Source organism: Paracoccus methylarcula (genome assembly GCF_003007735.2).
In the GTDB taxonomy this organism is placed as follows: domain Bacteria; phylum Pseudomonadota; class Alphaproteobacteria; order Rhodobacterales; family Rhodobacteraceae; genus Paracoccus; species Paracoccus methylarcula.
Genome location: NZ_PXNQ02000011.1, coordinates 97,887 through 122,745 on the forward strand (window position 1 = coordinate 97,887; position 24,859 = coordinate 122,745).

Here is a 24,859-nt window from a genome sequence, read left to right on the forward strand (position 1 = left end):
CGCCGCCCCGGCATGTCACGGCTGAACCATGGCCGCGTTCCATTCGGCCAGCAATCCCGCCTTCCGCAACTGGTCGTCATAGACCAGCAGCCCGGTATCCAGCCGGATCGGGCGCAGGTGGATCGAAGGATCCGGCCCCGTGCCCGGGATCAGCGCAACCTGGGAGCTGGCCGCGATCCGGCGCTGCGCCGGTTCCGAGAGCAGGTAGGACAGCAGATCGGTGGCGCCCGCCGGATTGGCCGCATTGGTGGGCACCAGTGCCGAGCGAAGGATGGCCAGCGTATAATCTTCGAGCGCGACGCGGACGATATCGGGATCGTCCGGCGCGAAACGCGCGGCATAGCTGGCCACGACGTTATAGGCGATGGCAACCCGGCCCGCCCGCAACTCGTCGATCATCTCGCCCGAGCAACAGAACAGCCGCGCGTTCAGCCGCCCCATGACCTCGGCCAGGCGCCAGAAGCTTTCGGATTGCTGGCTGTCCTGCGACATCAGGAAATAGCCGACGCCGGATAGCTTGGGGTCATAACTGGCGATACGCCCGTCGAAACGCGCCGGGTTCTCGCGCAGCATCGCGATCAGGTCGCGCCGCGTCCTTGGCACCGGCAGATCGCCCAGCCCCTGCCGCGAGGCCAGCGTCACGACTGGCTCCAGCCCGACGCCGAACAGCTGATTCCGCCAGCGCGCCCAATCCGGCAGTTTCCCGGTGTCGGGCGAAATCGAGGCGGCAAAGCCGTCATTGGCCAGCTTCATCTGCAAATCCATCGCCGAGGACATGACCAGGTCGAAAACCGCGCCCTCGTCATGGATGGCCCGGAACAGCTCGACGCTGGCGGCCTGTTCATAGCGGATCCGCTGGCCCGGATGGCTGGCGACATAATCTTCCAGCACCGGGGCGATGGAGGCCAGGTCGGTCGTGGACAGCACGGAAATCTCGCGCCCGTCTTCGGGGCCGAAATGACGCTCTTCCTCGATCTCGTATGCGGCGGCGGATGCCGCCAGCATCAGGAAGACGAGACCGGATCGGACAGCGGCAAGGACAGGATCGCGCATGTGCCCCTCTCTGCTCGGGATTGCAGGGTAAAGCGGCCACCATGCGCGGCCGCGACTTCGTTCACGATGGTCAGGCCGAGACCCGAGCCGACGATATCGCCGACATTGCTGCCCCGGCGGAACCGGACGGTCAGGTCCTCATCCCCCGGGCCGAGCCCCCTGCCCTCGTCCAGCACAGCGAGCGTGGCCATGCCTTCGCGGCAGGTCAGGCTGATCCGCACCTGTCCCTCGGACTGCGAGTATTTCAGCGCGTTGTCGAGGATATTGCGCAAGGCCACCTCGATCATCCGATCATCCCCCGGCACAAGGCAGGCCGTATCCAGCCCCTCGGCGCGCATATCGATCTCGCGCATCTCGGCAATGGGCTGGACGGATTGCAGCACCGAGGCGGAGAGTGCCGCGAAATCGACGGGCGCGGCAGAGAACTGGTCGCTGCGATACAGGACCATCGCGTGATCGAGGATCTGATTGGCCGAACGGCTGCTCTCGCCGATCGCGCGAACCATCCGGCGCAGCCGCTGGCGGGTCGCCTCGTCCGAGGTTTCGGCCAGCGCGATCTCGGCCTCGGTGCGGACCAGCGACAATGGTGTCCGAATGCGGTGGGCGGCCTCGAAGATAAAGGTTTCGGCCAGCGCGAGCGCTCCGCGCAGCCGGGTGATGAAACCGTTCAGCGCAGCGACCAATGGCAGCAATTCCTGTGGCGCCGGATGCCGGACCGGACGCAGGTCATGCGGGCCGCGCCGGGCGACGGCACCGGCAAGGCGATCCACGGGCCGGATCACCGATCGCGCCGCCCAAAGCGCCAGCGGCAGGGCCAGGACGAAGAAGCCCAGCCCGATCCAGACCGAGCTGCGGGCGGTGTCGCGGGCGATGGCCGCCTGACCATAACGGGTCTGCCCCAGAGTCACGGTAATTTCCTCGACCCGCGTATCCACCAGCACCCGGCGCGAAATCGCGGCCAGGCGCAGCCGGTTGCCCCGGTAATCCGCATCCCAGAACAGCGGCGACAGATCGCCGGGAACCCCCGGGGGAGGCGGCAGGTTCTCGTAACCGGTGATCAGCCGCTCATCCGTCGAGAGGCTGTAGAACACCCGCTCATCCCCCATCGCGCCCAGCATCGAGAAGGTCGCATAGGGCAGATCAAGCTCCAGCCCCTCGTCCACCGGCCGCAACCCGTCGCCGATCGAGATGACCGCCGCCTCCAGAACGGCATCCTGACTGGCCCGGGAGGCACGTTCCGCCGCGAAACGGACGGCGAAGAACAGCGCCAGAACCAGAAGCGCGGACAGTGCCACGAACTGCCAGACCAATCGCCTGCGCAGGGAGAAACGTGCCGGTCGCGCCTCGCCTCGCCTCATTCCGGGATCAGCCGGTAGCCGACACCCCGAAGCGTTTCCAGTCTTGCGCCGGATCCTTCGAGCTTGCGGCGCAGGCGGGCGATATAGACCTCGATGGCGTTGTCGCTGATCTCCTCGTCGAAGGAAAAGAGACGATCGATCAGATGCGCCTTGGAATAGGCCTGCCCGGGGCGCGACAGCAGGATTTCCAGCAGCCGCAATTCCCGCGCGCGCAGCTCCCGCACCTCCTCGCCGATGGTCAGCGTGGCGGCCAGCGCATCGAAAATGAAACCCGCGTAATGCTGCCGGCTGTCGGCCACCCCGGCATGACGGCGGCGCAGGACGGCACGGCAACGAGCCTGGAGTTCGGCGAAATCGAAAGGCTTGGTAATGTAGTCATCCGCGCCCTGATCCAGCGTATTCACGCGGTCGCTGACCGAGGCGCTGGCCTCATCATGATGACGGGGGTATCGTGCCCGGCCTTTCTTTCCTCTCGAAGGAAATCCCTTCCGTCGCCGTCTGGCAGTGAAATATCAAGCAAAATCAAATCATAAGGGGCTGACCTCAGGAAATCCCCCGCCTCCGACAGGCTGGCCGCCCGGTCGACGCCATGCCCATCCATCGCCAGCCGCGAGACCACGGCAGCTGCCAGTTCATCACTGTCTTCAACCAACAGAAATCGCATTCGCTCAACTTTAAGGCAGTCCGTGACAGGTTCGTGTCAGCTTTTCATCAAATTGTAATTATCGCAATCCCGTGATCCTATACGGGAGCTGACCAATCCTATGGGAGGATATCATGAAGAACTGGACCCGCGCGGCCGTTGCCGCAATTTTGACAAGTATCGCTGTGCCTGCGGCTGCCGAGGAATGCATCGCTCCCGCCAATCCGGGCGGCGGATGGGACTTCACCTGTCGCCAGATCGGCCGGATCATGACCGATCTGGGCGTCGCGTCCGGCCTGGTGCAGGTCACCAATCTTGCCGGTGCCGGCGGCGGCGTGGCCTATTCGCAGGTCGTGAACGAGCGCAATGACGATCCGGATGTCTTCATCGCGGCATCATCCGCAACCACCACGCGCCTTGCCCAGAACGCCTTTGGCGGCGCGACCGCCGACCAGGTGCGTTGGGTGGGCACGATCGGCGGCGATCCCGGCGTGATCGTCGTGGCGGCCGACAGCGAATTCGAAACCCTGCCCGACCTGATCGAAGCGATCAAGGCCGATCCCTCTTCCGTGGCTTTCGCTGGCGGTTCGGCCGTGGGCGGCTTCGATCACCTGAAAGTGCTGATGACGCTGGACAAGGCCGGTTTCACCGATATCCGCAAGGTCAAGTATATCGGCGTCGATGGCGGCGCGGATGCCATTACCCAGACCGTGGGCGGTTTCGCGCAGGCGATGACCGGCGATCTTTCGGAAATCACCGGCTTCATCAAGTCCGGTGATGTGCGGCCCATCGCGGTGCTGTCGGAAGAACGCGTGGAAGGCTTCGAGGACGTGCCAACCGCCAAGGAACAGGGCATCGACATCGTCGCGATGAACTGGCGTGGCATCTATGTGCCCAAGGGGATCAGCGACGAGGATTACCAGAAATGGGTCGATGCGCTGAAGCAGGTCGGTGAAAGCGAGGAGTGGCAGAAGGTCATGACCGAGAACGGCCTGGCACCCTACAGCATCTATGGCGATGAATTCGAGACCTTCGTGGCCGACAATATCGCCCAGACCCAGAAGATCTCGAAAGATATCGGGTTGCTGCAATGATCCGCGGCGACCGTATCTTCGGAGCGGTCATGATCGTGCTGGCGTTGGGGTATATCCTCACCGCCAGTCGTATCGGGACCAGCTTCATGTCCGACCCGGTCGGTCCGCGCGTCTTTCCCTACATGGTCGCGGGGGTGGTCATCCTGTGCTCGGTCAGCATGATCCTGCGCCCGGATCCCGAGGCCGAATGGCCCGCCGGACCGATGCTGCTGCAACTGGGCATCGCCTTTGCCGCATTGATCGGATACGCTTTCGCGATCAAGCCACTGGGCTTCATCCTGCCGACAACATTCGTCGCCGGTATCCTGAGTTGGCAGATCGGTGGCCATCCGGCACGCGCCGCGATCTCCGGCGTGGGGCTGGGCATCGGGCTCTTCGTGCTGTTTCGGGTCATCCTCGGCCTGGGGCTCCGGGGCCTTCCCGCAGGCTGGGGGTTCTGAACCATGGAAATTCTGAGCAATCTCGCGATGGGCTTTTCCATCGCCGCCACTCCCTACACGTTGCTGCTGGCGGTGATCGGCTGCTTTGTCGGCACCATCATCGGCGCCCTGCCCGGGCTTGGGCCCGCCAATGGCGTGGCGCTGCTGATCCCGATCTCGTTCTCGATGGGACTTGATGCAATCCCGGCCCTGGTACTGCTGACCTCGGTCTATTACGGGGCGATGTATGGCGGGCGGATCAGCTCCATCCTGCTGAACATCCCCGGCGACGAGCCGGCGATGATGACCACGCTGGACGGCTATCCCATGGCCAAGCAGGGCAAGGCCGGAGAGGCGCTGGTCGTGTCGGGCGTGGCCTCTTTCGTGGGGGCCTTCATCGCCACGATCGGGCTGATGGTCTTTGCCCCCTACCTTGCCCGCGTCGCCTTCAAATTCGGTCCGGCGGAATATTTCGCGCTTTACCTGCTGGCCTTCTGCACGCTTGGCGGGATCGGTTCGAACAACCAGGCCAAGGCGGCGATGGCCGCCGCGATCGGCCTTGGCATTGCCATGATCGGACTGGACAAGACCACCGGCATGCCGCGCTTTACCTTTGGTGAATTGCACCTGCAGGACGGGGTGGATTTCCTTGTCGCCATCGTCGGACTGTTCGCGGTCGCCGAAGTGTTCTTCTTCATCGAGACCCATGGCAAGAACAGCGCCATCGGCGTGAAGCTGGGAAAGATCCTCGTGCCGTGGCGGATGCTGAAACAGACCACCGGGGCGATGCTGCGCGGCACCGGCATCGGTTTTGTTGCCGGGGTGCTGCCGGGTGCGGGTGCGTCACTGGGGTCGTTCCTTGCCTACACGGCCGAGAAATCGGCAGCGCGCGACAAGTCGCAATTCGGCAAGGGCGATCCACGCGGCGTCGCCGCACCCGAGGCTGGCAACAACGCCGCCGCCGGAGGTGCGCTGGTGCCGATGCTGACGCTCGGCGTGCCGGGATCGGGCACGACCGCGGTGCTGCTGGCGCTGCTGCTGACGCTGAATATCACGCCGGGACCGCTGCTGTTCACCGAACGGCCCGAAGTCGTCTGGTCGCTGATCGCGGCGCTGCTGATCGCCAATATCGTGCTGCTGCTGATGAACGTGCCGATGGTCAAGGTCTTCGTCCATATCCTGTCGGTCCCGGCATGGGTGCTGCTGCCAGGCGTGACCATGGTCGCCTTCGTGGGCATCTATTCGCTGACCGGCTCCAGCTTCGACATGCTGATGATGGTGGGCTTCGGGGTGCTGGGCTATATCATGCGCAAGCTTGAGATCCCGACGGTTCCGGTGATCCTCGGCATCCTGCTGGGCAACGCCATGGAGGACAATCTGCGCCGCGCCATGGTGCTGTCGGACGGGGACTGGACCTTCCTCTTCAGTTCGCCTATCGCAACCGGACTCTGGATCGCAGCGGTTCTCGGTTTCGTGGCCCCCGTGTTCCTGCGCCGCTTCCTGAAGAAGCCGCCAATGCCGGAAACCGAACCCAAGGTAGGAGACTGACATGCCGACACGCGTTCTGGTGCCTTCGGGCGTTCTTGGCCTCGGCTTCGACCGCAAGGCGCTGGCGCGCGGAGTTGCCATGCGGCCCGACATCATCTGCATCGACGGAGGGTCCACGGATAGTGGGCCCTTCAGCCTTGGCGCCGGGCAGTCCAAATATTCCCGCGCCGCGACCAAATCCGAATGGCGCATCCTGATGCAGGCCCGCGCCGAGGCGGGCGTGCCGCTGGTCATCGGCACCGCGGGCACCTGCGGCACCGACAGCACGGTGGACTGGATGCATGACATCACCACCGAACTCGCCGAGGAACTGGGCCAGAGCGTCAAGATCGCGCGTCTCTATTCCGGCCAGCCGGTCGGGCGCATCGCCCGGGCGCTTGAGGCCGGCGATGTCACGCCGCTGACCCCCGCCCCCGAGATCCGGCTGGACGACCTGAGCAATATCGTCGCCCTGGCGGGGGCCGAGCAGATACAGGCCGCGCTTGCCACCGGCGCCGATATCGTCATCGCGGGCCGCACCACCGACACCGCCACCATTGCCGCCCTGCCGCTCTTGCACGGGGATGCCGCCGGGGGCGCATGGCACGGCGCCAAGATCGCCGAATGCGGAGCGCTGTGTTCGACCAATCCGACCTCTGGCGTGATCATGGTCGATTTCGACACGGACGGCTTCACGGTCGAGCCCATGGCCGAAAGCGCCGCCTGCACGCCGCATTCGGTCTCGGCCCATATGCTTTATGAAAATTCCGACCCGTTCCATCTCTATGAGCCGGGCGGATATCTGGACGTGACGGGCGCGCGCTATACCGCGCTGGACCAGCGCCGCGTGCGGGTCGAGGGCTCGGAATGGGTGCCCGGCCCCTATACCGTCAAGCTGGAGGGCGCGCGGATCGCGGGCTACCAGACCACCATCCTCGCCATCCTGCGCAATGCCCATTACGTGAAGAACGCGTCCTTATGGGTAGAGCGGCTCACCGCCTATCTGACCGGCGAGATCGAGAGCAGGATGGGGCTGACGCAAGGCGATTACAGCCTTGAATTCCGGCTGATCGGGGTGAACGGGGCGCTTGGCGATCTTGAGAACCGTTCCGGTGATCCGGTCGAGATCGGGGTGCTGGGCATCATCACCGCCGCCTCCCAGCCTATCGCGGCCGAGATCGGCAAGCTGATCAACCCCTTCGTCCTGCATTATCCGCTGACCGACAGCGAGGAACTGCCGACCTTCGCCTTTCCCTATTCCCCCGCGACAACCGACCGGGGGCCATTGTATGAATTCGCGCTGAACCATGTCATGCGGTTAAGCGACCCGATGGAGGCGTTCCGGATCGAGCTCAGCCAGATCGGCGCGGAGGTTCCGGCATGAGGCTTGGCGATCTTGTCCTGAAGGTGCGTTCGAAGAATGCCGGTCCGTTCTGGGTCACCATCGACATCTTCTGCGACCGGCCCGAGATCTTCGGGCAGGTCCGCGACAACCTGTCCACCCGTGCGGTCGCCGAACTGTACCAGGTGCCCGAGCAACTTTTGAAACGGTTCGACATCGAGGATCTGCGGGTCGTCAAGTTCAGCATCCCGCGCCCGGTGGTGCAGGGTTCCGCCGCCGACCGCGACATGCACGGCGCCCAATATGCCGCTTTGCTGGAAGAATATGAATTCGACTAAACGCCGCATCCTGACCCTGGCGCTGGCTGCCGTCGGTGCGGGAATTTTCCTGCTTTTAGGTCTGCCCTTGCCGATGCTGCTGGGCCCCATGCTCGCCTGCCTGATCGCGGCGCTGGCCGGTGCGCCGCTGATGGGAGCGGGCGGATTTGCCGTCTTCATGCGGACCTTCCTGGGCGTCGCCGTGGGCGCCTCGATCACGCCGCAGGTGCTGGGGCAATTGCCGGGCATTGCCGCCTCGCTGGCCTTCGTGCCGCTGTTCATCGGGGTCATCGCGCTGATCGGCTATCCGATGTTCCGGCGGCTTTTCGGCTTCGATCACCCGACCGCATGGTATGCGACCATGCCCGGCGGGCTGCAGGACATGCTGGTCTTCGGCGAAGAGGCGGGCGGCGATGTCCGCGCACTGTCGCTGATCCATGCGACCCGGGTTCTCGTGCTTGTCACCGTCGCACCGATGATCATGCATGCCTATTGGGGCGTGGATCTCTCGCAGCCGCCCGGAGCCCAGATCCGCGATACCGCCCCCTACGAGATCCTGCTGATGGTCGCCTCGGGATTCTTCGGCTGGAAGATCGCGGAAAGGCTGGGACTGTTCGGAGCCTCGATCCTCGGGCCGATGCTCCTGACCGCGATCCTGTCGCTTTCCGGTGTCATCCAGCACCGCCCCCCGGCCGAGATCCTGCAAGCGGCGCAATTCTTCATCGGTATCGCCGTCGGCGTGAAATATGTCGGCATCACCGGGCGGGAGTTGCGCATCGACGTGACGGCGGGGCTGCTGCATGCGGTCATCCTGGCCTGCATCAGCCTGGTCTTCTTCGAGATCATCGTGCAACTGGATCTCGCCCCCGCACTGGACGCCATGCTGGCCTTTCTGCCCGGAGGCCAGGCCGAGATGGTCGTGATCGCCATCATCGCCGGCGCCGATCTGGCCTATGTGGTCAGCCATCACCTGCTGCGGATCATCATCGTCATCACGCTCGCCCCCATCGTCGCCAGGATCATGAGCCGTTCGCGCCACTAATGCCGGGTTTCTGCGGGCTGAACGGGCGGATGGCTTTGCCTTTTGCGGCGCAAAGCTATTATACGGCATGACACCGGCTGCATATGGGAGCCGATCGAGATTTGCGGCATTCAAGGAGAGAGACAATGGACCGCCTGCCCCATGAAAAGGGTTTCCACGTAAGCTGGGACCAATTGCACCGCGATGCGCGCGCCCTTGCCTGGCGGCTGGACGGAACCGATTGGCGTGCCGTCGTCGCGGTGACTCGCGGTGGATTGGTCCCGGCAATGATCGTCGCGCGGGAACTCGACATCCGCACCATCGACACGATCAGCATCAAATCCTATCACAAGCAGGAACAGGGTGGCCTGAAGGTTCTGAAACACCCCGACCCCGAACTGATGAGCGATGGCGAGGGAATCCTCGTCGTTGATGACCTGGTCGATTCCGGCCGCACGCTGGAGCTGATCCGCGAGATGTATCCCAAGGCCCATTTCGCGACCGTCTATGCCAAGCCCAAGGGCAAGCCGATGGTCCAGAGCTATGTGACCGAGGTCAGCCAGGATACCTGGATTTTCTTTCCCTGGGACATGGCCTTGCAATATGTGCAGCCCTATCGCGGCGAGGATTGAGGCGAAATCACGCCGCCATCCCATCCGGAACTGGCGGTGACCCGCAAGCCGCCAATCACCCGGTGATCGGCACGACCTTGCCTGCTTGAGGTATATATCGTAATATTCTGTTATTGCATGATAAAACCACCTAAATAGCACGCGCTCTCCGCGTTTGCATATCAAGGGCTGGCAAAATCTTGCCCGGATACTGGCGACGCAGGAACCCGAAGGGCTTGCAGCACATTGTCCCAGTGCATTGCGTCGATCAAATTCACAGGCGCAACGCAATTGGTAAAAAGGAGACATGTGATGCGTAAGCTTTTTATGACGACTGCTGTTGTGCTGCCCTTTGCCCTTGCTCCGGCCTTCGCGCAGGAGACGACGACCGAGGAACCCGCCATGGACCCGGTGGCAGAGGCTCAGACCGATCCGGCGGCCGATGCTGCCGCGGCAGAGGCCGAAGCGGCCGCAGCTGCGGAAGAAGCACTGAAAGCGAGATCACGGAAAGCGGCAAGGTCGTGCAAGAACAGGCCGCGAACGAACTGCGCCTGGACTGGATCACCAATGCGACCGTGATGGCACCTGACGGCAGCTCGATCGGCAGCATCAACGACCTGATCCTGGACGGAGAAACCGGTGAGATGATCGCTGCTGTGATCGGTGTCGGCGGTTTCCTCGGCATTGGCGAGAAGCAGATCGCCGTTCCCTGGGAGCAGCTCACGATCAATGCCGACGCGCAAGAGGTCACGAGCGATCTGACCAAGGAAGAAGCCGATGTCGCGCCGGCATATGTGTTCCGTGAACGGGCCGCCGCACCGGGCGCTCCGGCGGGCGATGCCATGGCACCGGCGGATGACACGATGGCACCGGCGGACGACACGATGGCACCGGCCGACGACACGATGGCACCGGCCGACGACACGACGGCACCGGCGGACGACCCCGCCGCCGCGCCCGCCGAAGGCGAAGAGCCTGCCGGCAACTGACAGGCAGATGACATGAAGGCGGCCCTCCGGGGCCGCCTTTTCGTTTTGCGCAGGGCTCTTCGGATCCTTGCCGAGGCTCAGCCGTTTCCACGCACGAAACGCGCCGCGCCTTCGGCGGCACGCTGCAAGGCCCGGCTCTTGTTGACGGTTTCCTGGAACTCCGCCTCGGGATCGCTGTCATAGACCACGCCGCCCCCGGCCTGGATATACAGCGCCCCGTCCTTGACCAGCCCGGTGCGCAGGGCGATGCACATGTCCATCTCGCCATTGGCGGCGAAATAGCCTACCGCGCCGCCATAGACGCCGCGCTTTTCGGGCTCCAGCTCGTCGATGATCTCCATCGCGCGGACCTTGGGCGCCCCGGAAACGGTTCCGGCGGGCAAACCTGCCAGCAGGGCCGACAGCGCATCCTCGCCCTCGCGCAGCTCGCCCACCACGTTCGAGACGATATGCATGACATGGCTGTAGCGCTCGATCACGAATTGCTCGGTCGGGCGGACCGTGCCGGTCTTTGCCACCCGTCCCACATCGTTGCGCCCCAGGTCCAGCAGCATCAGATGCTCGGCCAGTTCCTTCTGATCGGCCAGCAGATCGGCCTCCAGCGCCCGGTCCTCGGCCTCGTCACCGCCACGCGGCCGGGTTCCGGCGATCGGGCGAATCGTGACCTCGCCATCGCGCAGCCGCACGAGGATCTCGGGGCTGGCGCCGATAATCTGGAAGCCGCCCATGTTCAGGAAGAACATGAAGGGCGAGGGATTGGTACGGCGCAGGCTGCGGTAAAGCGCGAAGGGCGGCAGCGGGAAATCCATCCGCCAGCGCTGCGAGGGCACGACCTGGAAGATGTCGCCCGCCCGGATATATTCCTTGGCCCGTTCGACCGCCGCCAGGTAGTCCGGCTTGGCGAAATTCGAGACCGGCTCGCCGATGGCCGCGTCATGCCCCAGGGCGCGCGGCTCGGAGGGCTGGCGGTCCAGCGCGCGCAGCGCATCCATCACGCGCTCGGCGGCGCGGGCATAGGCAGCGCGGGCATTCTCGCCCGGCACATGCCAGGCGGGGGCGCAAAGCGTCACCTCGCCCTTCACCCCGTCCAGCACGGCTACGACCGAAGGCCGCATCAGCATCGCGTCGGGCAAATCCAGCGGATCGGGATTCACATCGGGCAGATTTTCGACCAGCCGGATCATGTCATAGCCCAGATAGCCGAACAGCCCCGCCGCCATCGGCGGCACTCCATCGGGCATCTGCTCGATCCGGCTTTCCGCGATCAGGGCGCGCAGGCTGTCCAGCACCGGGCGATCATCGGGCTGAAATTCCTCCGAGAACCGCGCATGGCGGTTGATCCGGGCCTTGCCATCGCGGCATTCCCAGACCAGGTCGGGCTTCATGCCGACGATCTGGTAGCGGCCGCGGATCTCGCCGCCGGTCACCGATTCCAGCATGAAGCTCATCGGTGCGGCATCCGTCAGTTTCAGCATCAGGCTGACGGGGGTGTCCAGATCGGCGGCGAGGCGGATAGTGACAAGCTGGTTATGCCCCTGGGCCCAGCCCGTCTCGAATTCCGCGAAATCGGGAGTGAGTTCCATCACCGGACCTGAGTGTTGATCGCGTCGATGGCGGATTGATTGACCTTTACCCCGGCCTTGCGCTGCGCCGCACGCGCGTAATAATCAAAGATATCGGCCTGCAGAGACTGCGCCATGCGTTGCTGAATGCGATCTTTAACCTCCCTGGCATCCTCGCTGTCCAGATCGGCCGCATGGATCGCATCAAGGCGTACCAGGAACACGCGGTCACCGGTATCGACGATCTCGATATCGCCGATCTCGTCGATCTCGAAGAGTTGGGCGACGATCTGGGCAGGCAGGCCGTCGATCCAGCCATCGCGGGTCAGGCCGGGTTCCGAAACCCATTGCGGTGCCGGTGCGACTTCGGCGGCGGCATTCTCTTCGGCCTCGTCATCACCGGCATCGCTCTCCCGCATGTCCGGATCCGACTCTGCCACCAGTTCCGCGCCATTCTCCCCGCCGTCCACGGCATCGGGATCGGGGGTCGTGGCCGAGATCGCCTGTAGCCGCTCTTCCTCGGCATGGGCCAGCAGAAGCCGGTGAACTTCCGCCAGACGCCAATCTTCGGCGACCTCGTCCCGGATTTCGTCAAAGGGAATGAGCGTCGGGGGCACCACCTCGTCCAGGCGCAATGCGAATATGCCGCCATCATCCAGCCGTTCGATCTCCGGGAAATCCCCTTCGCCGACCTCCTCCGCCCGTTCGCGGAAGGCCGGATAACCGGCGATGCTGCCCTCTTCCGGCTTCATATCCGCCGACCAGTCCAGCGTTCCCAGTTCCGCCGGTGTCTCTTCCGAAACCTCTTCCAGCGTTGCGCCGCCGGCGAGGAGATCCTCGTATTCCTCCATCCGGCTCTCGATCATTCGGACGGCCCGGTCCAGGGCGGCCTCGGCGCGCAGATCCTCGCGCGCTTCCTCGAAGGGAATATCGACCGGTTCCAAGATCGCATTCATAGAGATCAGCGCCGGACCGAGACCGGTCTCGACCGGTCCGGCGACTCCCGGAGCGTCCAGCCCGAAGACCGCATCTCCGGCCTGCCCCAACTCTTCCCTGGTCACCTCGCCCTGGTCGATATCCTCAAGCGTCAGGCCGCGTTCGGCCACCAGTTCATCGAACCCCACCTCGCCCGCATCGAGCCGGTCCCGGGCGGATTGCGCATCCTCCATCGACGGGTAGACCAGCGTGCCGACCATCCGCCGCTCGGGCTGACGGTATTTGGCGATATTCGCTTCATAGGCCTCGCGCAGCGCATTCTCGTCCAGTTCAACCTCGTCCGACAGCATCTCGGGCGTCAGCCAGACATAGGTCAGCTTGCGCTTCTCGGGTGCGGTGAAACGGTCGGAATTCGCCTTGTGCCAGGCCTCCAGGGTTTCTTCGTCCGGTGCAGAGACCGCTGCGGTCAGATGGCTCTCATCCGCCTCGTGCCAGCTGAGATCGCGGGTTTCGAGCAACCATTTCGCGGTCTGATCGACCATCGATTCCGGCGCGACGACCCCTTCGCTGACGGCGCGTTGCAGCAATATCCGCGCCTCGTCCGCGCGGATCTGCCCTTCGAACTCGGCCTCGGTCAGACCCTCCCGGCGCAGGATCTGCGCATAGGCGCTGCGGTCGAAACGGCCATTCGGCCCCTGGAATGCCGGGGCGCTCGATATGCTTTGCGCAACTCGTTGATCTCCCACGGAGATGCCGAGGCGGCGGGTCTCCTCCTCCAGCGTGGCGGCGGTAAAAAGCTGCGCCTGTATCGCCCGAGGCAACCCCATCGATTGCGCCTGCGCCATGGTGATTTGCTGCCCTGCCTGCTGCGAATAGGCGTTCAATTCCGAGCGCAGCGCGCGGGCATAATCCTCGGCCGTCACTTTCGTCGAGCCGACCGAGCCGATCTCGCTCGATCCTCCCGAAAAGCTGGTCACGCCGAAACCGCCCAGCCCCAGGATCAGGAGACCCATCAGTATCCAGACGATGGTCGATTTTCCCTTGGTGCGCAGGTTCATCATGCCGCAGCTTTCCTCTCGGTCGTGTCAGGCCGTCTTTAGGACGCGCGGGGAGCGGCGACAAGCCTTCAGGCGACGAAGTTGTCAAGCCTTTCGGCCAGTTCGGCGATTCCGGCCGCGTCCACATTGGCAAAGGCAATGCGGAAATGCCGGGCACCGGACGAATCCGTCCCCGGCAGGAACATCGTTCCCGGCAATGCCAGAACGCCGATCTCGGCCACCATGCGCGGAGCCAGATCGGCAGAGGACATGGCAAAGGGATGCTCGATCCACGCGAAATAGGCCCCGGCGCTTTTCAACCGCCAGCCCGGCAATGCCGAAATCGTCTCGACGCTCGCGGCGCGGCGCGCAAGGATCTCGTCGCGCTCGCCGGCCAGCCAGCCGCGCAGGTTGCGCATCCCCCACACGCCCCGATCTGCCCCAGTTGCGAGGTCGAGATCGCCACGGTGTCGAGGAATTTCTCGATCTCGGCCATGCGGGCCCGCGAGGCGACCATCGCGCCCACCCGGTGCCCCGTCAGCCGGTATGCCTTGGAAAAGGAGTAAAGCTGGATCACCGTCTCGTCCCAATCGGGCCGGGCCAGCAGGTCATGCGGAGCACCCGTCCGGCTGTCGAAATCGCGATAGGTCTCATCGAGGATCAGCGCGAGCCCGTGATGCTGCGCCAGCTCAAAGAAACCCGCGACCAGATCCGCGGGATATTCCGCGCCCGAAGGATTGTTCGGTGTCACCAGCACGATGGCGCGGCTGCGCGGGTTGATCAGTTTCGCCGCCTCAACGGGATCGGGCAGCATGTCCTGCCCGCAGGGTAACGGCCGCGCGGCAATGCCCTGCATGTCCAGCCACATCTTGTGATTGAAATACCAGGGAGTCGGCAGGATGACTTCATCTCCGGCCCCGGCCAAGGTGCTGATCGCCGCGCAGAACGCCTGATTGCAACCTTGGGTGATCGCCACCTGCTCCGGCCCGACCTGACCGCCATAGGCAGAGGAGAACTCCGCCGCGACCGCTTCGCGCAGATCGGGATTGCCCAGCACCGGGCCATAAAGATGCGCTTCGGGCCGTTCCAGCGCCGCCTCGGCGATCGCCCGGCGCAATCCTTCGGGCGGAGGCTCGACCGGAGCTGCCTGGCTGACATTGATCAGCGGGCGATCCGGCGGAAATTCGACGCCTTGCAGCCAGCGCCGCGCCTCCATCACGGGCGGCGCGAATGTGCTGGCGATATGGGGGTTGAGCGGGTGCATTTCCTAATCCCGTCGCAAGGCGCGCAGATCGGACAGATCCGGCGGGGTGGACAGATCGAGCGCCGGAGACGGCAGAGCAGGCGCGGCGCTGTCCTGAACGCTTTCCGATGCGGATGGCTCGGTGGTCGAGGCGATGGGTTCCGCCCCATCCTGCCCGGTTTCATCCTGCGCGGTTTCGGCGGTTTCCGTATTCGGCGCCTGCGCGGCAATCGCCTCGATGGGTGAGGATGCAGGCAGGCTGTCCTGCTCGCTCGCCCTGATCTTTCCAGGCAGGTCGATGACTGTCGGGGCGGGCAGCGCGGAAGGCATTTCGAGTTCGGGCCCGTCCTCGGCCTCGGGCGCTCGGGTTTGCGACAGATCGCTGCCGGGCATCGCGGTTTCGGGCGGCAGGTTCACGGCCGTGGCTCCGACAGGCGCAGGCTCGGCCGCCGGGACGCTGACCGCCGGGGGCTCGGACTGTCCGGTTTGCGAATTGGGCGTCAAGGGGGTGGGCAGTTCCGGCAGGGTGTCACCGCCGCGCCCGAATTCCGATCCGACGGGCAGGTCGATCGCCGCCGCCTCGGGACGCCTCTCCTCTTCGGCGGGCGCGGGTTCGGACGTGGCGTCAGCCGCTTCGGTTTCCGTGGTTCCGGGTCCGGTCTCCGCAGTGTCGCCGTAGGCCGTTTCATCCCCGGCCCCGTCATCCGATCCCTCGGATCCGGTTTCCGAGATTACCTCATCCGCCTCGGAGCCTGAGACAGCGATCCGGGATCCGCCGCCTCCATGCCGGGGCCGGGCGTGGTTTCGCCGCCCGGGGATGCCGATTCGGCCGTTTCGCCCGCATTCCCATTCCCGGCATCGGTGGCGGGCAGAGGGGCCGTGCCCTGCTGTGGCAGAGGTGTCAGCAATGACAGGGCCACCAGCCCTATCGCGCTGATTCCCGCGCCATGCAGCAAACCTGTCCAGAATCCACGTGCCATCCGCCTCTTCACCCTCTGGCCGGGCTTGACCCCCCGGCGCGCTTTGGCCCATCTATAGCGAACCCGAATGCGGGGGGAAACCGCCCCGGAACCAAGGCGAGACAATGATCCTTCTGATCGACAATTACGACAGCTTCACCTGGAACCTCGTGCATTACCTGGGCGAAGCGGGGGCCGAGGTGGTCGTGAAACGCAATGACGCGCTCTCGGTGGAAGAGGCGCTGGCGCTGCAACCTGACGGCATCGTGATCTCTCCGGGCCCCTGCGATCCGGCGCAGGCCGGGATCTGCGTCGAGTTGATCCGGGCGGCGGCGGAACGCGAACTGCCGCTGCTCGGCGTCTGCCTTGGTCACCAGGCCATCGGCGAGGCCTTCGGCGGCAAGGTGGTGCGCGCAAGCCGCATCCTGCATGGCAAGGTCGATGCGATCAACCATGACGGCAGCGGAGTATTCACCGGCCTGCCCTCGCCGCTGAAGGCGACGCGCTATCATTCGCTGACGATCGAGCCCGAGAGCCTGCCCAATTGCCTGCGCGTCACCGCCAGTTCCGATGACGGCACGATCATGGGGCTGATCCACGCGGATCTACCAATCGAGGGCGTGCAGTTCCACCCCGAATCCATCGCATCCGAGCACGGGCACGAGATGATCCGCAATTTCCTTGCCCGCTGCCGCCCCGGAAAGCAGGCCGCATGACCGATATCCGCCCCCTCATCGGCATCGCCGCCACCCGCCCCCTCACCGGCCCCGAGGCCGAAGCCGCCTTTTCGGCCCTGTTCGACGGTGCCGCCACCCCGGCCCAGATCGGCGGATTGCTGATGGCGCTGCGCGTGCGCGGCGAAACCGTGGACGAGATCGCCGCCGCCGCACGCGCCATGCGGGCGCGGATGAACCGTGTGCAGGCCCCCGATGGCGCGATGGACATCGTCGGCACTGGCGGGGATGGCAAGGGCACGCTGAACATCTCGACCGCCACGGCTTTCGTCGTCGCGGGCGCGGGCGTGCCGGTCGCCAAGCACGGCAACCGCAACCTGTCGTCGAAATCCGGCGCGGCGGATGCGCTGACCCATATGGGCATCAACGTGATGGGCGGCCCGGCCATGGCGCAGCGGGCGCTGGACCGGGCGGGGATCTGCTTCATGATGGCGCCGATGCACCATCCCGCCATGCGCCATGTCGGCCCGCCCCGCGCCGAACTGGGCACCCGCACCGTCTTCAACCTGCTGGGACCGCTGACCAACCCGGCCTCGGTCCGACGCCAGTTGACCGGCGCATTCAGCAGCCAATGGCTCCGCCCCATGGCCGAGGTGCTGCGTGATCTCGGCTCCGACGCGGCCTGGCTGGTCCATGGCAGCGATGGCACAGACGAGATCAGCATCGCGGGCGAAACCCGTGTCGCCGCGCTCAAGGATGGCGAGGTCGGCGAATTCACCGTCACGCCCGAGGATGCCGGACTGCCCCGCCATCCGTTCGAAGCCATCATCGGAGGCGAGCCAGCGGACAACGCCCGCGCTTTCCGTGCGCTTCTGGATGGCGAGACGGGGGCCTATCGCGATGCGGTCCTGCTGAATGCCGCGGCGGCGCTGCTGATCGCGGGCAAGGTGGCCGACCTGCGCGAAGGGGCGGCGCTGGCCGCCGAATCCATCGACAGCGGCAAGGCCAAGGCCCGGCTGACCAGCCTGGCCGAAGTCACCGGCCCGCCCGAGGCATGAGACCACCCGAGGCCTGGGCCCATCTGCCCTTCTTCGAGCAGGACTGGCCAGCGATCCGGGACCGGTTGCTTGATGCGCGTGACTGGCTGCCCGGCCCCGGCCGGATTTTTGCGGCGCTGGAAGCCGTGCCGCCCGACAGGCTACGCGTGGTGATCCTTGGTCAGGACCCTTACCCGACACCGGGCCATGCCAACGGGCTGGCATTCTCGGTCGCGCCCGACATCCCGCTGCCCCGGTCGCTGCGAAACATCTATGCCGAGATGCGCGAGGATATCGGTGCCGCGCCCGCGAATGGCGATCTGTCGCATTGGGCGCGGCAGGGGGTATTGCTTCTGAACACATCGCTTTCGGTTCCCGTCGGATCGGCGGGCGGTCATGCCCGATGGGGCTGGCACAGGCTTGCGCAGCAAAGCATCGCCGAAGCACAGCGGCATGGCCCGCTCGCCTTCCTGCTTTGGGGAGGACACGCGCAAAAGGCCGTCGCCGGCTTGCCCCGGGAACAGGACCTGACGATCGCGACCGCCCATCCATCGCCGCTATCGGCGCGACGCGGATTCTTCGGCAGCCGGCCTTTCAGCCGGATCAACGGCTGGCTGGAGGACCGGGGGCATCCGCCGATCCATTGGGCAGGCTGACAGCGTTTCCTCGTGGAAATATCGCCCGAGCAGCGAAATTGCCTTCAGGACCGCAGCGCCGGTGAGATCGAATTCGCCGTATCCAGTAGCCATGGCAGAATCTCGGCGCGCAGCCGTGCATCGTCCCAGGTATAGGCCGAGACGGAGCATTGCACCCCGGCCAATGCGCGCCCGTCCGGGCCGATGATCGGTGCCGCGATGGCCATTTCGTTCAACAGCATCTGGTCACGCGATACCGAGAAACCGTTCGCGATGGTCTCGTCTATGCTCCGGCGGATCTCGTCGCGATCCATGACCGTCCGCGGGGTGAAAACCTTCAACGGCCATGTCTCGATGGCGGCTTCGCGCTCGGCCTCGGGCCAGGTCGACAGGATCGCGCGGCCAGCAGAGGTGGACAGCGCCGGCAGCCGCCGCCCGATGATCGTGGCCGCGAAATAGGTCCGTTTGCACGGCAGGCGCGAGACATAGATGATGTGATCGCCCGAGATCTCGGCCAGGTTGATCGTCTCGCCCAATTGCCGGGACAGTTCGATCAGCTTGGGCATCGCCGTGCCGACCAGCGGATCCGACCAGTAATAGCAATAGGCCAGCTCCAGCCAGGCATGCGAGGGACGCAGGCGCCGGGTATTGGGATCCTTGTCCAGATACCCTTCCAGATGCAACGTGTTGGCCAGCCGCTGGATCGTGCTCTTGTCCATGCCGGTGCGCTTCGCAAGCTCGCCCAGGCTCATCTCGGGCTTGCTTTCGTCGAATGCCCGCAGCACGCGCAATCCCTTGGCAAGTGCCCCCACGAACAGCGTATCGCGCTTGGTTTCGCCGGTATTTGCCATCAATCCCTCCACTCATGATCAAAAAACTTGACCTAGGGGCAATAAGCCTGCTTATTTAACCATAATAAGATTTAACGTATCACTATGCGATACAGCACACAACAACAATCACGGGAGAGTTTCACAATGGGACGAATGATGTTGCGCGGCGGCACGGCCGCAATCGCCCTTCTGGCCGCCGGAGCAGCCCATGCCGACAAGGCGGCCGACACGCTGCGCGTCGCCTTCACCAAGGAACTCGAAAGCGTCGACAGCTATTTCAATTCGGCCCGCGAGGGCGTGGTGCTGCAGCGCGCAATCTGGGACGGGCTGCTTTACGCCGATCCGCAGACCGGCGAATACAAGGGCAATCTGGCGACCGAGTGGAACTGGGTCGATGACACCACGCTGGAGCTGAAGCTGCGCGAGGGTGTGAAATTCCACGATGGCAGCGATTTCACCGCCGATGATGTTGTCTACACGGTGAATTTCGTGGCCGACGAGGCGAATGGCGCGGTGACGCAGCGCAATGTCAACTGGATGGATCATGCCGAGAAGCTGGATGACTACACCGTCCGCATCATCACCAAGGAGCCCTTCCCCGCCGCGCTGGAATACCTGTCCGGGCCGGTCTCGATGTATCCTTCCGACTATTACGAAGAGGCCGGACCAAGCGGCATGGGGCTGAAGCCCGTCGGCACCGGCCCCTACAAGGCCGTCAGCGTGGAGCCGGGCAAGCATTTCGTGCTGGAGCGGAACGAGGATTATTTCGACGGGCCGAAAGGCCAGCCCACCATCGGCAAAGTCGATATCCGGACCATTCCCGATGTGAACACCCAGATGGCCGAGATCTTCAGCGGCCAGCTTGACCTGATCTGGCAGGTTCCCTCGGACCAGGCCGAACGGCTGGCCGAGATGGGGCAGTTCACCGTCGCCAATGAAAGCACCATGCGGGTGGGTTACCTGTCCATGGACGCGGCCGGGCGATCCAATCCGGACAATCCCTTCACCAAGCTGGAGGTGCGGCAGGCCGTGAATTACGCGATCGACCGCCAGACCATCGTGAAGGAATTGCTGAAGGGCAAATCGACCACGATCGATACCGCCTGCTTCCCCAGCCAGTTCGGATGTGTCCAGGATGTGACCGAGTATCCCTATGATCCGGAAAAGGCCAGGGAACTGCTGGCCGAGGCGGGTTATCCCGACGGGTTCACAACCGAGTTCTACGCCTATCGTGACCGCGAATATGCCGAGGCCATCTCCAGCTACCTGAACGCCGTCGGCATCACGACGGATTTCAAGATGCTGCAATATTCGGCGCTGCGCGACCTGAACATGAAAGGCGAGGTGCCGATCTCGTTCCAGACATGGGGCTCGTTCTCGATCAATGACGCCTCGGCCATGGTCAGCCAGTTCTTCAAGCATGGCGAGCTGGACGATGCCCGCGACGACGAGGTCCTGGCCGAACTGGACATCGCCGACAGCTCCATCGATCCCGAGACCCGGACAGAGCATTACGGCATCGCGCTGCAGCGCATCGCAGACCAGGCCTATTGGGCACCGCTCTTTTCCTACAACACCAATTACGTGTTCACGAAAGAGGTCGCATACACGCCCACCCCGGACGAGGTTCTGCGCTTCCATACCGCGACCTGGAACTGATCCGGACCGCGATCCGACGCCCGCCGCAGGATGGCCGGACAACCGGCCATCCCGAACCCGGCCCGATATGCCGGGGCACGCAAGCAAGGATGTGAATTCAGATGCTTCGCTTCATCCTCAAGCGATTGGGCCTGGCGCTTCTTGTCGCGCTCACCGTTTCCTTCATCAGCTTCAGCCTGCTGTTCCTCGCGGGTGATCCGGCAATCGCCATCGCGGGCGAAAGTGCCAATGCCAAGGATATCCAGGCGATCCGCGAGCTTTACGGCTTCGACCGGCCGATGCTGGTGCAATATGCCGACTGGCTGTGGAACGCGCTGCGCTTCGATTTCGGGCAAAGCTATTACTTCAAGTTGCCCGTCGCCGACCTGATCGCGGAACGGCTGTCGGTCACAATGACGCTCGGAGTCTGCGGCATCCTGTTCGCGCTGCTGACCGCCGTGCCGCTTGGCGTGATCGCGGCGATCCGCCCCAATTCGCTGATCGACCGGATCGCCCTGTTCCTGTCGGTCGCCGGACAGGCCATGCCCAGCTTCTGGTTCGGGCTGATCCTGATCGTGGTCTTTGCCATCCAGCTAGGCTGGCTGCCCGCCTCCGGCGCGTCGAGCTGGCAGCATTTCATCATGCCGACAGTGGTGCTGGGCTATTACGCCATGCCCGCGATCATGCGGCTGACGCGGGCCGGGATGCTGGAGGTGCTGTCGGCGGATTATATCCGCACCGCCCGCGCCAAGGGCGCGCCCGAAGGCCGGGTGCTGTTCAAGCATGCGCTGCGCAACGCGATCATCCCGGTCGTCTCGTTGGCGGCGGTGCAGATGGGCTTCATGCTGGGCGGCTCGATCGTGGTCGAGTCGATCTTCGCGCTGCATGGCGCGGGTTATCTTGCCTGGGAATCGATCGGGCGCAACGACCTGCCCACCGTGCAGGCGCTGATCCTCGTCTTCGCGCTGTTCTATATCGTCTTCACCTTTCTGGCCGATGTGCTGAACGCCTGGCTGGATCCCCGCATGAGGAGCGCCTGAGATGACGGCCCTTCCCGATATCGCCGAGATCACCGGCCCGACGCCCGGCCAGCAATTGCGCAAGCGCATGTTCGGCCATCAGGGCTTCATGATCGGGGCGATCTTCCTGGCGCTGCTGGTGCTGGTCGCGATCCTCGCGCCGGTGCTGGCTCCGCATGATCCCTATGCCCAAAGCCTTGGCGACCGGATGGTGCGACCGGTCTTCATGGGCGGAACATGGGAGCATCCGCTCGGCACCGACCATCTCGGCCGCGATTACCTGTCGCGGCTGATCTATGGCGCCCAGATCTCGCTGCTGATCGGGGCGATTGCGGCGCTGATCTCGGGGCTGATCGGCACCACGCTCGGGATCGCCGCAGGATATTTCGGCGGGCGCGTCGATGCGGTGGTGACCTTTCTCATCAATGTCCGGCTGGCGATGCCGGTGGTGCTGGTCGCGCTGGCTGTCGTGGCGATCCTCGGCGGGTCGCTGAACGTGGTGATCGGGGTTCTGGGCCTGCTGCTGTGGGACCGCTTCGCCGTCGTCATGCGCGCCTCGACATTGCAGATCCGCAACCGCGAATTCGTCGCAGCCGCCCGCGCCATCGGCTGCTCGACCCCGCGCATCCTGCTGTCGGAAATCCTGCCCAACATTCTCAACAACCTGATCGTCGTGGTCACCCTGGAAATGGCCCATGCGATCCTGCTGGAAGCCGCCCTGTCCTTCCTTGGCCTCGGCGTGCAGCCACCGACACCAAGCTGGGGGCTGATGGTGTCCGAGGGCAAGAACATGATGCTGTTCGAGCCATGGCTGGTGCTGATCCCCGGTGCGGTGCTGTTCTTGCTGGTGCTGGCGATCAACCTGATGGGTGACGGGCTGCGCGACGTGACCGCGCCCGAAAACCGCAATTGAGGGGACCAGACATGACCGAAGACCCCATTCTCTCTGTCCGCGACCTGACATTGGACATCCCGACGGCAGGCGGCATGCTGCACGCGGTCCGGGGCATCGATTTCGACCTGCATCGGGGCGAGACCCTGTGCATCGTGGGTGAATCCGGTTCGGGCAAATCTCTGACCTCGTTGGCGCTGATGGGGCTTCTGGCACCCAAGATCCAGCGCAGCGCCGCCCGGATCGATTTCGACGGCACCGACCTGCTGAAAGCCTCGCGCCGCCAGCTCCGGCATCTGCGGGGCGCGCGCATGTCGATGATCTTCCAGGAGCCGATGACCTCGCTCAACCCCGCCTATACCATAGGCGACCAACTGGCCGAGACGCTGCTGCTGCATCGCAAGGTCAGCCGCGCGCAGGCCCGCGCCCGCGCGGTGGAACTGCTGGAGAAGGTCGGCATCACCGCCGCCGAAAGCCGCCTGTCGCAATTCCCGCATCAGCTTTCGGGCGGGTTGCGGCAGCGGGTGATGATCGCCATGGCACTGATGTGCGAGCCCGAGCTGATCATCGCGGACGAGCCGACCACCGCGCTCGACGTGACCATCCAGGCGCAGATCCTGCGGCTGCTGGTCGATCTCCAGCGCGAGATGAACATGGCGATGATCCTGATCACCCATGACCTGGGCGTGGTGGCCCGCGTCGCCGACAAGGTCGCGGTGATGTATGCGGGTGAACTGGTCGAGACCGGCCCCGCCGAGGCGATCTTTCGCCAGCCCGCGCATCCCTATACGCGCGGCTTGATCAATTGCATCCCGGTTCCCGGCCGGACCGAGCGGGGCGCGCGTCTCGGCACCATTCCCGGCATCGTGCCGTCACTGGTTGGCGAGGTGACCGGCTGCCCCTTCCGCAGGCGCTGCGATCAGGCGGTGGAGGCATGCGCACACGCGATCCCGTTGCATCGGCTTGACGGCGACACGCATCAATTGCGCTGCGTCCATCCCGACGGCCATCGCCATGAGGAGGTGACAGCATGACCGGCAATCCCGTTCTGGAACTGAAGAACGTCTCCAAGACCTACACGGTCAAGCAGGGGATTTTCGGTCAGCCGCGCCCCTTGCGGGCCTTGAACGATGTCTCGCTCAGTCTCGGGCGCGGCGAAGTGCTGGGGCTCGTCGGCGAATCCGGCTGCGGCAAATCCACGCTCGCCAAGATCCTGCTGGGGCTGGAGGCGCCGACCGAGGGGCAGGTCCTGGTCGATGGCCAGGCGCTTGCCACGCAGGACCGCATCGCCCTGTCGCGGCGCATCCAGCCGATCTTCCAGGACCCCTATTCCTCGCTGAACCCGCGCAAGAGCATCGAGGATATCGTCAGCCTGCCCCTTCGCGTCCATCGCATCGGTGACGCTGCCAGCCGGCAAAAGAAGGTGCGCGAGATGCTGGATATCGTCGGCCTGCCCTCGCGGGTGGCGCGCAGCTATCCAAGCCAGATGTCGGGCGGTCAGCGCCAGCGCGTCGCCATCGCCCGCGCATTGATCATGAATCCCGAGATTGTCATCTGTGACGAGCCGACCTCGGCGCTGGATGTCTCGGTGCAGTCGCAGATCCTTAACCTGCTGGGCGATCTGCGGCAGGAATTCGGCCTGACCTACCTGTTCATCAGCCACAACCTTGCCGTGGTCGAGCATCTCGCGACCCGCGTGGCGGTGATGTATCTGGGCCGGATCGTGGAAGAGGCCAGCGTGGCCACCCTGTTCGAAGAGGCGCGCCATCCCTATTCCCGCGCCCTGCTGGAATCGGTGCTGACCCCTGATCCCGGCCTCGGCGTGCCCGACACACAACTTGGCGCGGCTATCCCAATCCGATCTCTCCCCCCTCGGGCTGCGCCTTCCATCCGCGTTGCGCGAAAGCGATGCCGCATTGCGCGCAGATTGCGCCCAGCCCCATCGCGACGCCGGATGGCCATGTCGAATGCCATCTTTACGACGACACGCCCACACGGGCGGCAAGCTGAGGATCCCGCC

22 protein-coding genes and 3 pseudogenes are annotated in these 24,859 nt (G+C 64.6%); 16 read left to right on the plus strand and 9 right to left on the minus strand.

Annotated elements, in window-relative coordinates:
• Positions 1-15: 15 nt before the first annotated feature.
• The 3 genes and pseudogenes from A7A09_RS16790 to A7A09_RS16800 all read right to left on the minus strand — a co-directional run bounded on the left by A7A09_RS16790 (position 16) and on the right by A7A09_RS16800 (position 3,075).
• A complete protein-coding gene (locus A7A09_RS16790; protein ID WP_106692472.1) occupies positions 16-1,053 on the minus strand; it encodes an ABC transporter substrate-binding protein in 1,038 nt (345 codons plus the stop codon).
• The gene (locus A7A09_RS16795) at positions 1,005-2,411 is read right to left on the minus strand and encodes a sensor histidine kinase (protein WP_106692473.1); all 1,407 of its coding nucleotides are present in this window, start codon (positions 2,409-2,411) and stop codon (positions 1,005-1,007) included. Before A7A09_RS16795 ends, A7A09_RS16790 begins: the two co-directional genes overlap by 49 nt.
• Positions 2,408-3,075, minus strand: a pseudogene (locus A7A09_RS16800) (response regulator transcription factor). The gene A7A09_RS16795 and the pseudogene A7A09_RS16800 overlap by 4 nt, the downstream one beginning before the upstream one ends.
• A 113-nt stretch (positions 3,076-3,188) precedes the next feature.
• Here A7A09_RS16800 and A7A09_RS16805 point away from each other — a divergent pair.
• The 8 genes from A7A09_RS16805 to A7A09_RS16840 all read left to right on the plus strand — a co-directional run bounded on the left by A7A09_RS16805 (position 3,189) and on the right by A7A09_RS16840 (position 10,374).
• Entirely contained in the window at positions 3,189-4,148 is a 960-nt protein-coding gene (locus A7A09_RS16805) for a Bug family tripartite tricarboxylate transporter substrate binding protein (RefSeq protein ID WP_106692474.1), read from the plus strand.
• Positions 4,145-4,588, plus strand: a complete 444-nt coding sequence (locus A7A09_RS16810; protein ID WP_211341165.1) for a tripartite tricarboxylate transporter TctB family protein — start codon at positions 4,145-4,147, stop codon at positions 4,586-4,588. Before A7A09_RS16805 ends, A7A09_RS16810 begins: the two co-directional genes overlap by 4 nt.
• Before the next feature lie 3 nt (positions 4,589-4,591).
• Complete coding sequence (locus A7A09_RS16815; RefSeq protein ID WP_106692475.1) at positions 4,592-6,115, plus strand: tripartite tricarboxylate transporter permease; 1,524 nt, start codon at positions 4,592-4,594, stop codon at positions 6,113-6,115.
• Position 6,116: 1 nt separating this feature from the next.
• Entirely contained in the window at positions 6,117-7,478 is a 1,362-nt protein-coding gene (locus A7A09_RS16820) for an acyclic terpene utilization AtuA family protein (RefSeq protein WP_106692476.1), read from the plus strand.
• Positions 7,475-7,774, plus strand: coding sequence for a DUF4387 domain-containing protein (locus A7A09_RS16825; protein ID WP_106692477.1), 300 nt, complete (start codon positions 7,475-7,477; stop codon positions 7,772-7,774). The genes A7A09_RS16820 and A7A09_RS16825 overlap by 4 nt, the downstream gene beginning before the upstream one ends.
• A complete protein-coding gene (locus A7A09_RS16830; protein ID WP_106692478.1) occupies positions 7,761-8,795 on the plus strand; it encodes an AbrB family transcriptional regulator in 1,035 nt (344 codons plus the stop codon). The genes A7A09_RS16825 and A7A09_RS16830 overlap by 14 nt, the downstream gene beginning before the upstream one ends.
• A gap of 125 nt (positions 8,796-8,920) precedes the next feature.
• Positions 8,921-9,406 carry a xanthine phosphoribosyltransferase gene (gene gpt / locus A7A09_RS16835; RefSeq protein WP_106692479.1) on the plus strand — a complete coding sequence of 162 codons (486 nt, stop codon included), beginning with the start codon at positions 8,921-8,923 and terminating at the stop codon, positions 9,404-9,406.
• 500 nt (positions 9,407-9,906) lie between these two features.
• The gene (locus tag A7A09_RS16840; protein WP_211341166.1) at positions 9,907-10,374 is read left to right on the plus strand and encodes a PRC-barrel domain-containing protein; all 468 of its coding nucleotides are present in this window, start codon (positions 9,907-9,909) and stop codon (positions 10,372-10,374) included.
• 77 nt (positions 10,375-10,451) lie between these two features.
• Here A7A09_RS16840 and trpE read toward each other — a convergent pair whose 3' ends face one another.
• From trpE to A7A09_RS20610, 5 genes and pseudogenes are all read right to left on the minus strand, one after another.
• The gene (gene trpE / locus A7A09_RS16845) at positions 10,452-11,957 is read right to left on the minus strand and encodes an anthranilate synthase component I (protein ID WP_106692480.1); all 1,506 of its coding nucleotides are present in this window, start codon (positions 11,955-11,957) and stop codon (positions 10,452-10,454) included.
• Entirely contained in the window at positions 11,957-13,933 is a 1,977-nt protein-coding gene (locus A7A09_RS16850) for a peptidylprolyl isomerase (RefSeq protein ID WP_245999419.1), read from the minus strand. The genes trpE and A7A09_RS16850 overlap by 1 nt, the downstream gene beginning before the upstream one ends.
• Before the next feature lie 65 nt (positions 13,934-13,998).
• Positions 13,999-15,173 (minus strand): annotated as a pseudogene (locus A7A09_RS16855) (aminotransferase).
• Between the two features lie 3 nt (positions 15,174-15,176).
• Entirely contained in the window at positions 15,177-15,656 is a 480-nt protein-coding gene (locus tag A7A09_RS20605) for a hypothetical protein (protein WP_148043704.1), read from the minus strand.
• Positions 15,657-15,883: 227 nt separating this feature from the next.
• Positions 15,884-16,132, minus strand: coding sequence for a hypothetical protein (locus tag A7A09_RS20610; protein ID WP_148043705.1), 249 nt, complete (start codon positions 16,130-16,132; stop codon positions 15,884-15,886).
• Positions 16,133-16,236: 104 nt separating this feature from the next.
• On the opposite strand from A7A09_RS20610, the gene A7A09_RS16865 reads away from it, so the two are divergent.
• Genes A7A09_RS16865 through A7A09_RS16875 form a run of 3 tightly spaced genes read left to right on the plus strand, consistent with a single transcriptional unit; the run spans position 16,237 to position 18,478 of the window.
• Positions 16,237-16,827, plus strand: coding sequence for an anthranilate synthase component II (locus A7A09_RS16865; RefSeq protein WP_106692482.1), 591 nt, complete (start codon positions 16,237-16,239; stop codon positions 16,825-16,827).
• Entirely contained in the window at positions 16,824-17,843 is a 1,020-nt protein-coding gene (gene trpD / locus A7A09_RS16870) for an anthranilate phosphoribosyltransferase (RefSeq protein WP_106692483.1), read from the plus strand. The genes A7A09_RS16865 and trpD overlap by 4 nt, the downstream gene beginning before the upstream one ends.
• Complete coding sequence (locus A7A09_RS16875) at positions 17,840-18,478, plus strand: uracil-DNA glycosylase (protein ID WP_106692484.1); 639 nt, start codon at positions 17,840-17,842, stop codon at positions 18,476-18,478. The genes trpD and A7A09_RS16875 overlap by 4 nt, the downstream gene beginning before the upstream one ends.
• Positions 18,479-18,522: 44 nt before the next feature.
• On the opposite strand, the gene A7A09_RS16880 is transcribed toward A7A09_RS16875, so the two are convergent.
• The gene (locus A7A09_RS16880) at positions 18,523-19,308 is read right to left on the minus strand and encodes an IclR family transcriptional regulator (RefSeq protein WP_106692485.1); all 786 of its coding nucleotides are present in this window, start codon (positions 19,306-19,308) and stop codon (positions 18,523-18,525) included.
• Positions 19,309-19,443: 135 nt separating this feature from the next.
• On the opposite strand from A7A09_RS16880, the gene A7A09_RS16885 reads away from it, so the two are divergent.
• The 5 genes and pseudogenes from A7A09_RS16885 to A7A09_RS22245 all read left to right on the plus strand — a co-directional run bounded on the left by A7A09_RS16885 (position 19,444) and on the right by A7A09_RS22245 (position 24,849).
• Positions 19,444-20,949: an ABC transporter substrate-binding protein gene (locus A7A09_RS16885; protein ID WP_170167148.1), complete on the plus strand. Its 1,506-nt coding sequence runs from the start codon at positions 19,444-19,446 to the stop codon at positions 20,947-20,949.
• A gap of 101 nt (positions 20,950-21,050) precedes the next feature.
• Positions 21,051-21,968, plus strand: a complete 918-nt coding sequence (locus A7A09_RS16890) for an ABC transporter permease (RefSeq protein ID WP_106692487.1) — start codon at positions 21,051-21,053, stop codon at positions 21,966-21,968.
• A gap of 1 nt (position 21,969) precedes the next feature.
• The gene (locus A7A09_RS16895; protein WP_106692488.1) at positions 21,970-22,860 is read left to right on the plus strand and encodes an ABC transporter permease; all 891 of its coding nucleotides are present in this window, start codon (positions 21,970-21,972) and stop codon (positions 22,858-22,860) included.
• An 11-nt stretch (positions 22,861-22,871) separates the two neighbouring features.
• Positions 22,872-23,873 (plus strand): ABC transporter ATP-binding protein, encoded by a 1,002-nt coding sequence (locus A7A09_RS16900; RefSeq protein WP_106692489.1) that lies wholly within the window; start codon positions 22,872-22,874, stop codon positions 23,871-23,873.
• Positions 23,870-24,849: pseudogene (locus A7A09_RS22245) on the plus strand (ABC transporter ATP-binding protein). Before A7A09_RS16900 ends, A7A09_RS22245 begins: the two are co-directional and overlap by 4 nt.
• Positions 24,850-24,859: the final 10 nt, after the last annotated feature.

What these genes read in the sequence shown, in the direction of transcription:
- trpE (WP_106692480.1), bottom strand. Translation starts at nt 11,957, where the DNA reads ATGGAACTCACTCCCGATTTCGCGGAATTCGAGACGGGCTGGGCCCAG.
- A7A09_RS16815 (WP_106692475.1), top strand. Translation starts at nt 4,592, where the DNA reads ATGGAAATTCTGAGCAATCTCGCGATGGGCTTTTCCATCGCCGCCACT.
- A7A09_RS16875 (WP_106692484.1), top strand. Translation starts at nt 17,840, where the DNA reads ATGAGACCACCCGAGGCCTGGGCCCATCTGCCCTTCTTCGAGCAGGAC.
- A7A09_RS16790 (WP_106692472.1), bottom strand. Translation starts at nt 1,053, where the DNA reads ATGCGCGATCCTGTCCTTGCCGCTGTCCGATCCGGTCTCGTCTTCCTG.
- A7A09_RS16805 (WP_106692474.1), top strand. Translation starts at nt 3,189, where the DNA reads ATGAAGAACTGGACCCGCGCGGCCGTTGCCGCAATTTTGACAAGTATC.
- A7A09_RS16795 (WP_106692473.1), bottom strand. Translation starts at nt 2,411, where the DNA reads ATGAGGCGAGGCGAGGCGCGACCGGCACGTTTCTCCCTGCGCAGGCGA.
- A7A09_RS16825 (WP_106692477.1), top strand. Translation starts at nt 7,475, where the DNA reads ATGAGGCTTGGCGATCTTGTCCTGAAGGTGCGTTCGAAGAATGCCGGT.
- A7A09_RS16880 (WP_106692485.1), bottom strand. Translation starts at nt 19,308, where the DNA reads ATGGCAAATACCGGCGAAACCAAGCGCGATACGCTGTTCGTGGGGGCA.
- A7A09_RS16810 (WP_211341165.1), top strand. Translation starts at nt 4,145, where the DNA reads ATGATCCGCGGCGACCGTATCTTCGGAGCGGTCATGATCGTGCTGGCG.
- A7A09_RS16850 (WP_245999419.1), bottom strand. Translation starts at nt 13,933, where the DNA reads ATGATGAACCTGCGCACCAAGGGAAAATCGACCATCGTCTGGATACTG.
- gpt (WP_106692479.1), top strand. Translation starts at nt 8,921, where the DNA reads ATGGACCGCCTGCCCCATGAAAAGGGTTTCCACGTAAGCTGGGACCAA.
- A7A09_RS16895 (WP_106692488.1), top strand. Translation starts at nt 21,970, where the DNA reads ATGACGGCCCTTCCCGATATCGCCGAGATCACCGGCCCGACGCCCGGC.
- A7A09_RS16830 (WP_106692478.1), top strand. Translation starts at nt 7,761, where the DNA reads ATGAATTCGACTAAACGCCGCATCCTGACCCTGGCGCTGGCTGCCGTC.
- A7A09_RS16865 (WP_106692482.1), top strand. Translation starts at nt 16,237, where the DNA reads ATGATCCTTCTGATCGACAATTACGACAGCTTCACCTGGAACCTCGTG.
- A7A09_RS16885 (WP_170167148.1), top strand. Translation starts at nt 19,444, where the DNA reads ATGATGTTGCGCGGCGGCACGGCCGCAATCGCCCTTCTGGCCGCCGGA.
- A7A09_RS16820 (WP_106692476.1), top strand. Translation starts at nt 6,117, where the DNA reads ATGCCGACACGCGTTCTGGTGCCTTCGGGCGTTCTTGGCCTCGGCTTC.
- A7A09_RS16890 (WP_106692487.1), top strand. Translation starts at nt 21,051, where the DNA reads ATGCTTCGCTTCATCCTCAAGCGATTGGGCCTGGCGCTTCTTGTCGCG.
- A7A09_RS16900 (WP_106692489.1), top strand. Translation starts at nt 22,872, where the DNA reads ATGACCGAAGACCCCATTCTCTCTGTCCGCGACCTGACATTGGACATC.
- A7A09_RS20610 (WP_148043705.1), bottom strand. Translation starts at nt 16,132, where the DNA reads ATGGCACGTGGATTCTGGACAGGTTTGCTGCATGGCGCGGGAATCAGC.
- trpD (WP_106692483.1), top strand. Translation starts at nt 16,824, where the DNA reads ATGACCGATATCCGCCCCCTCATCGGCATCGCCGCCACCCGCCCCCTC.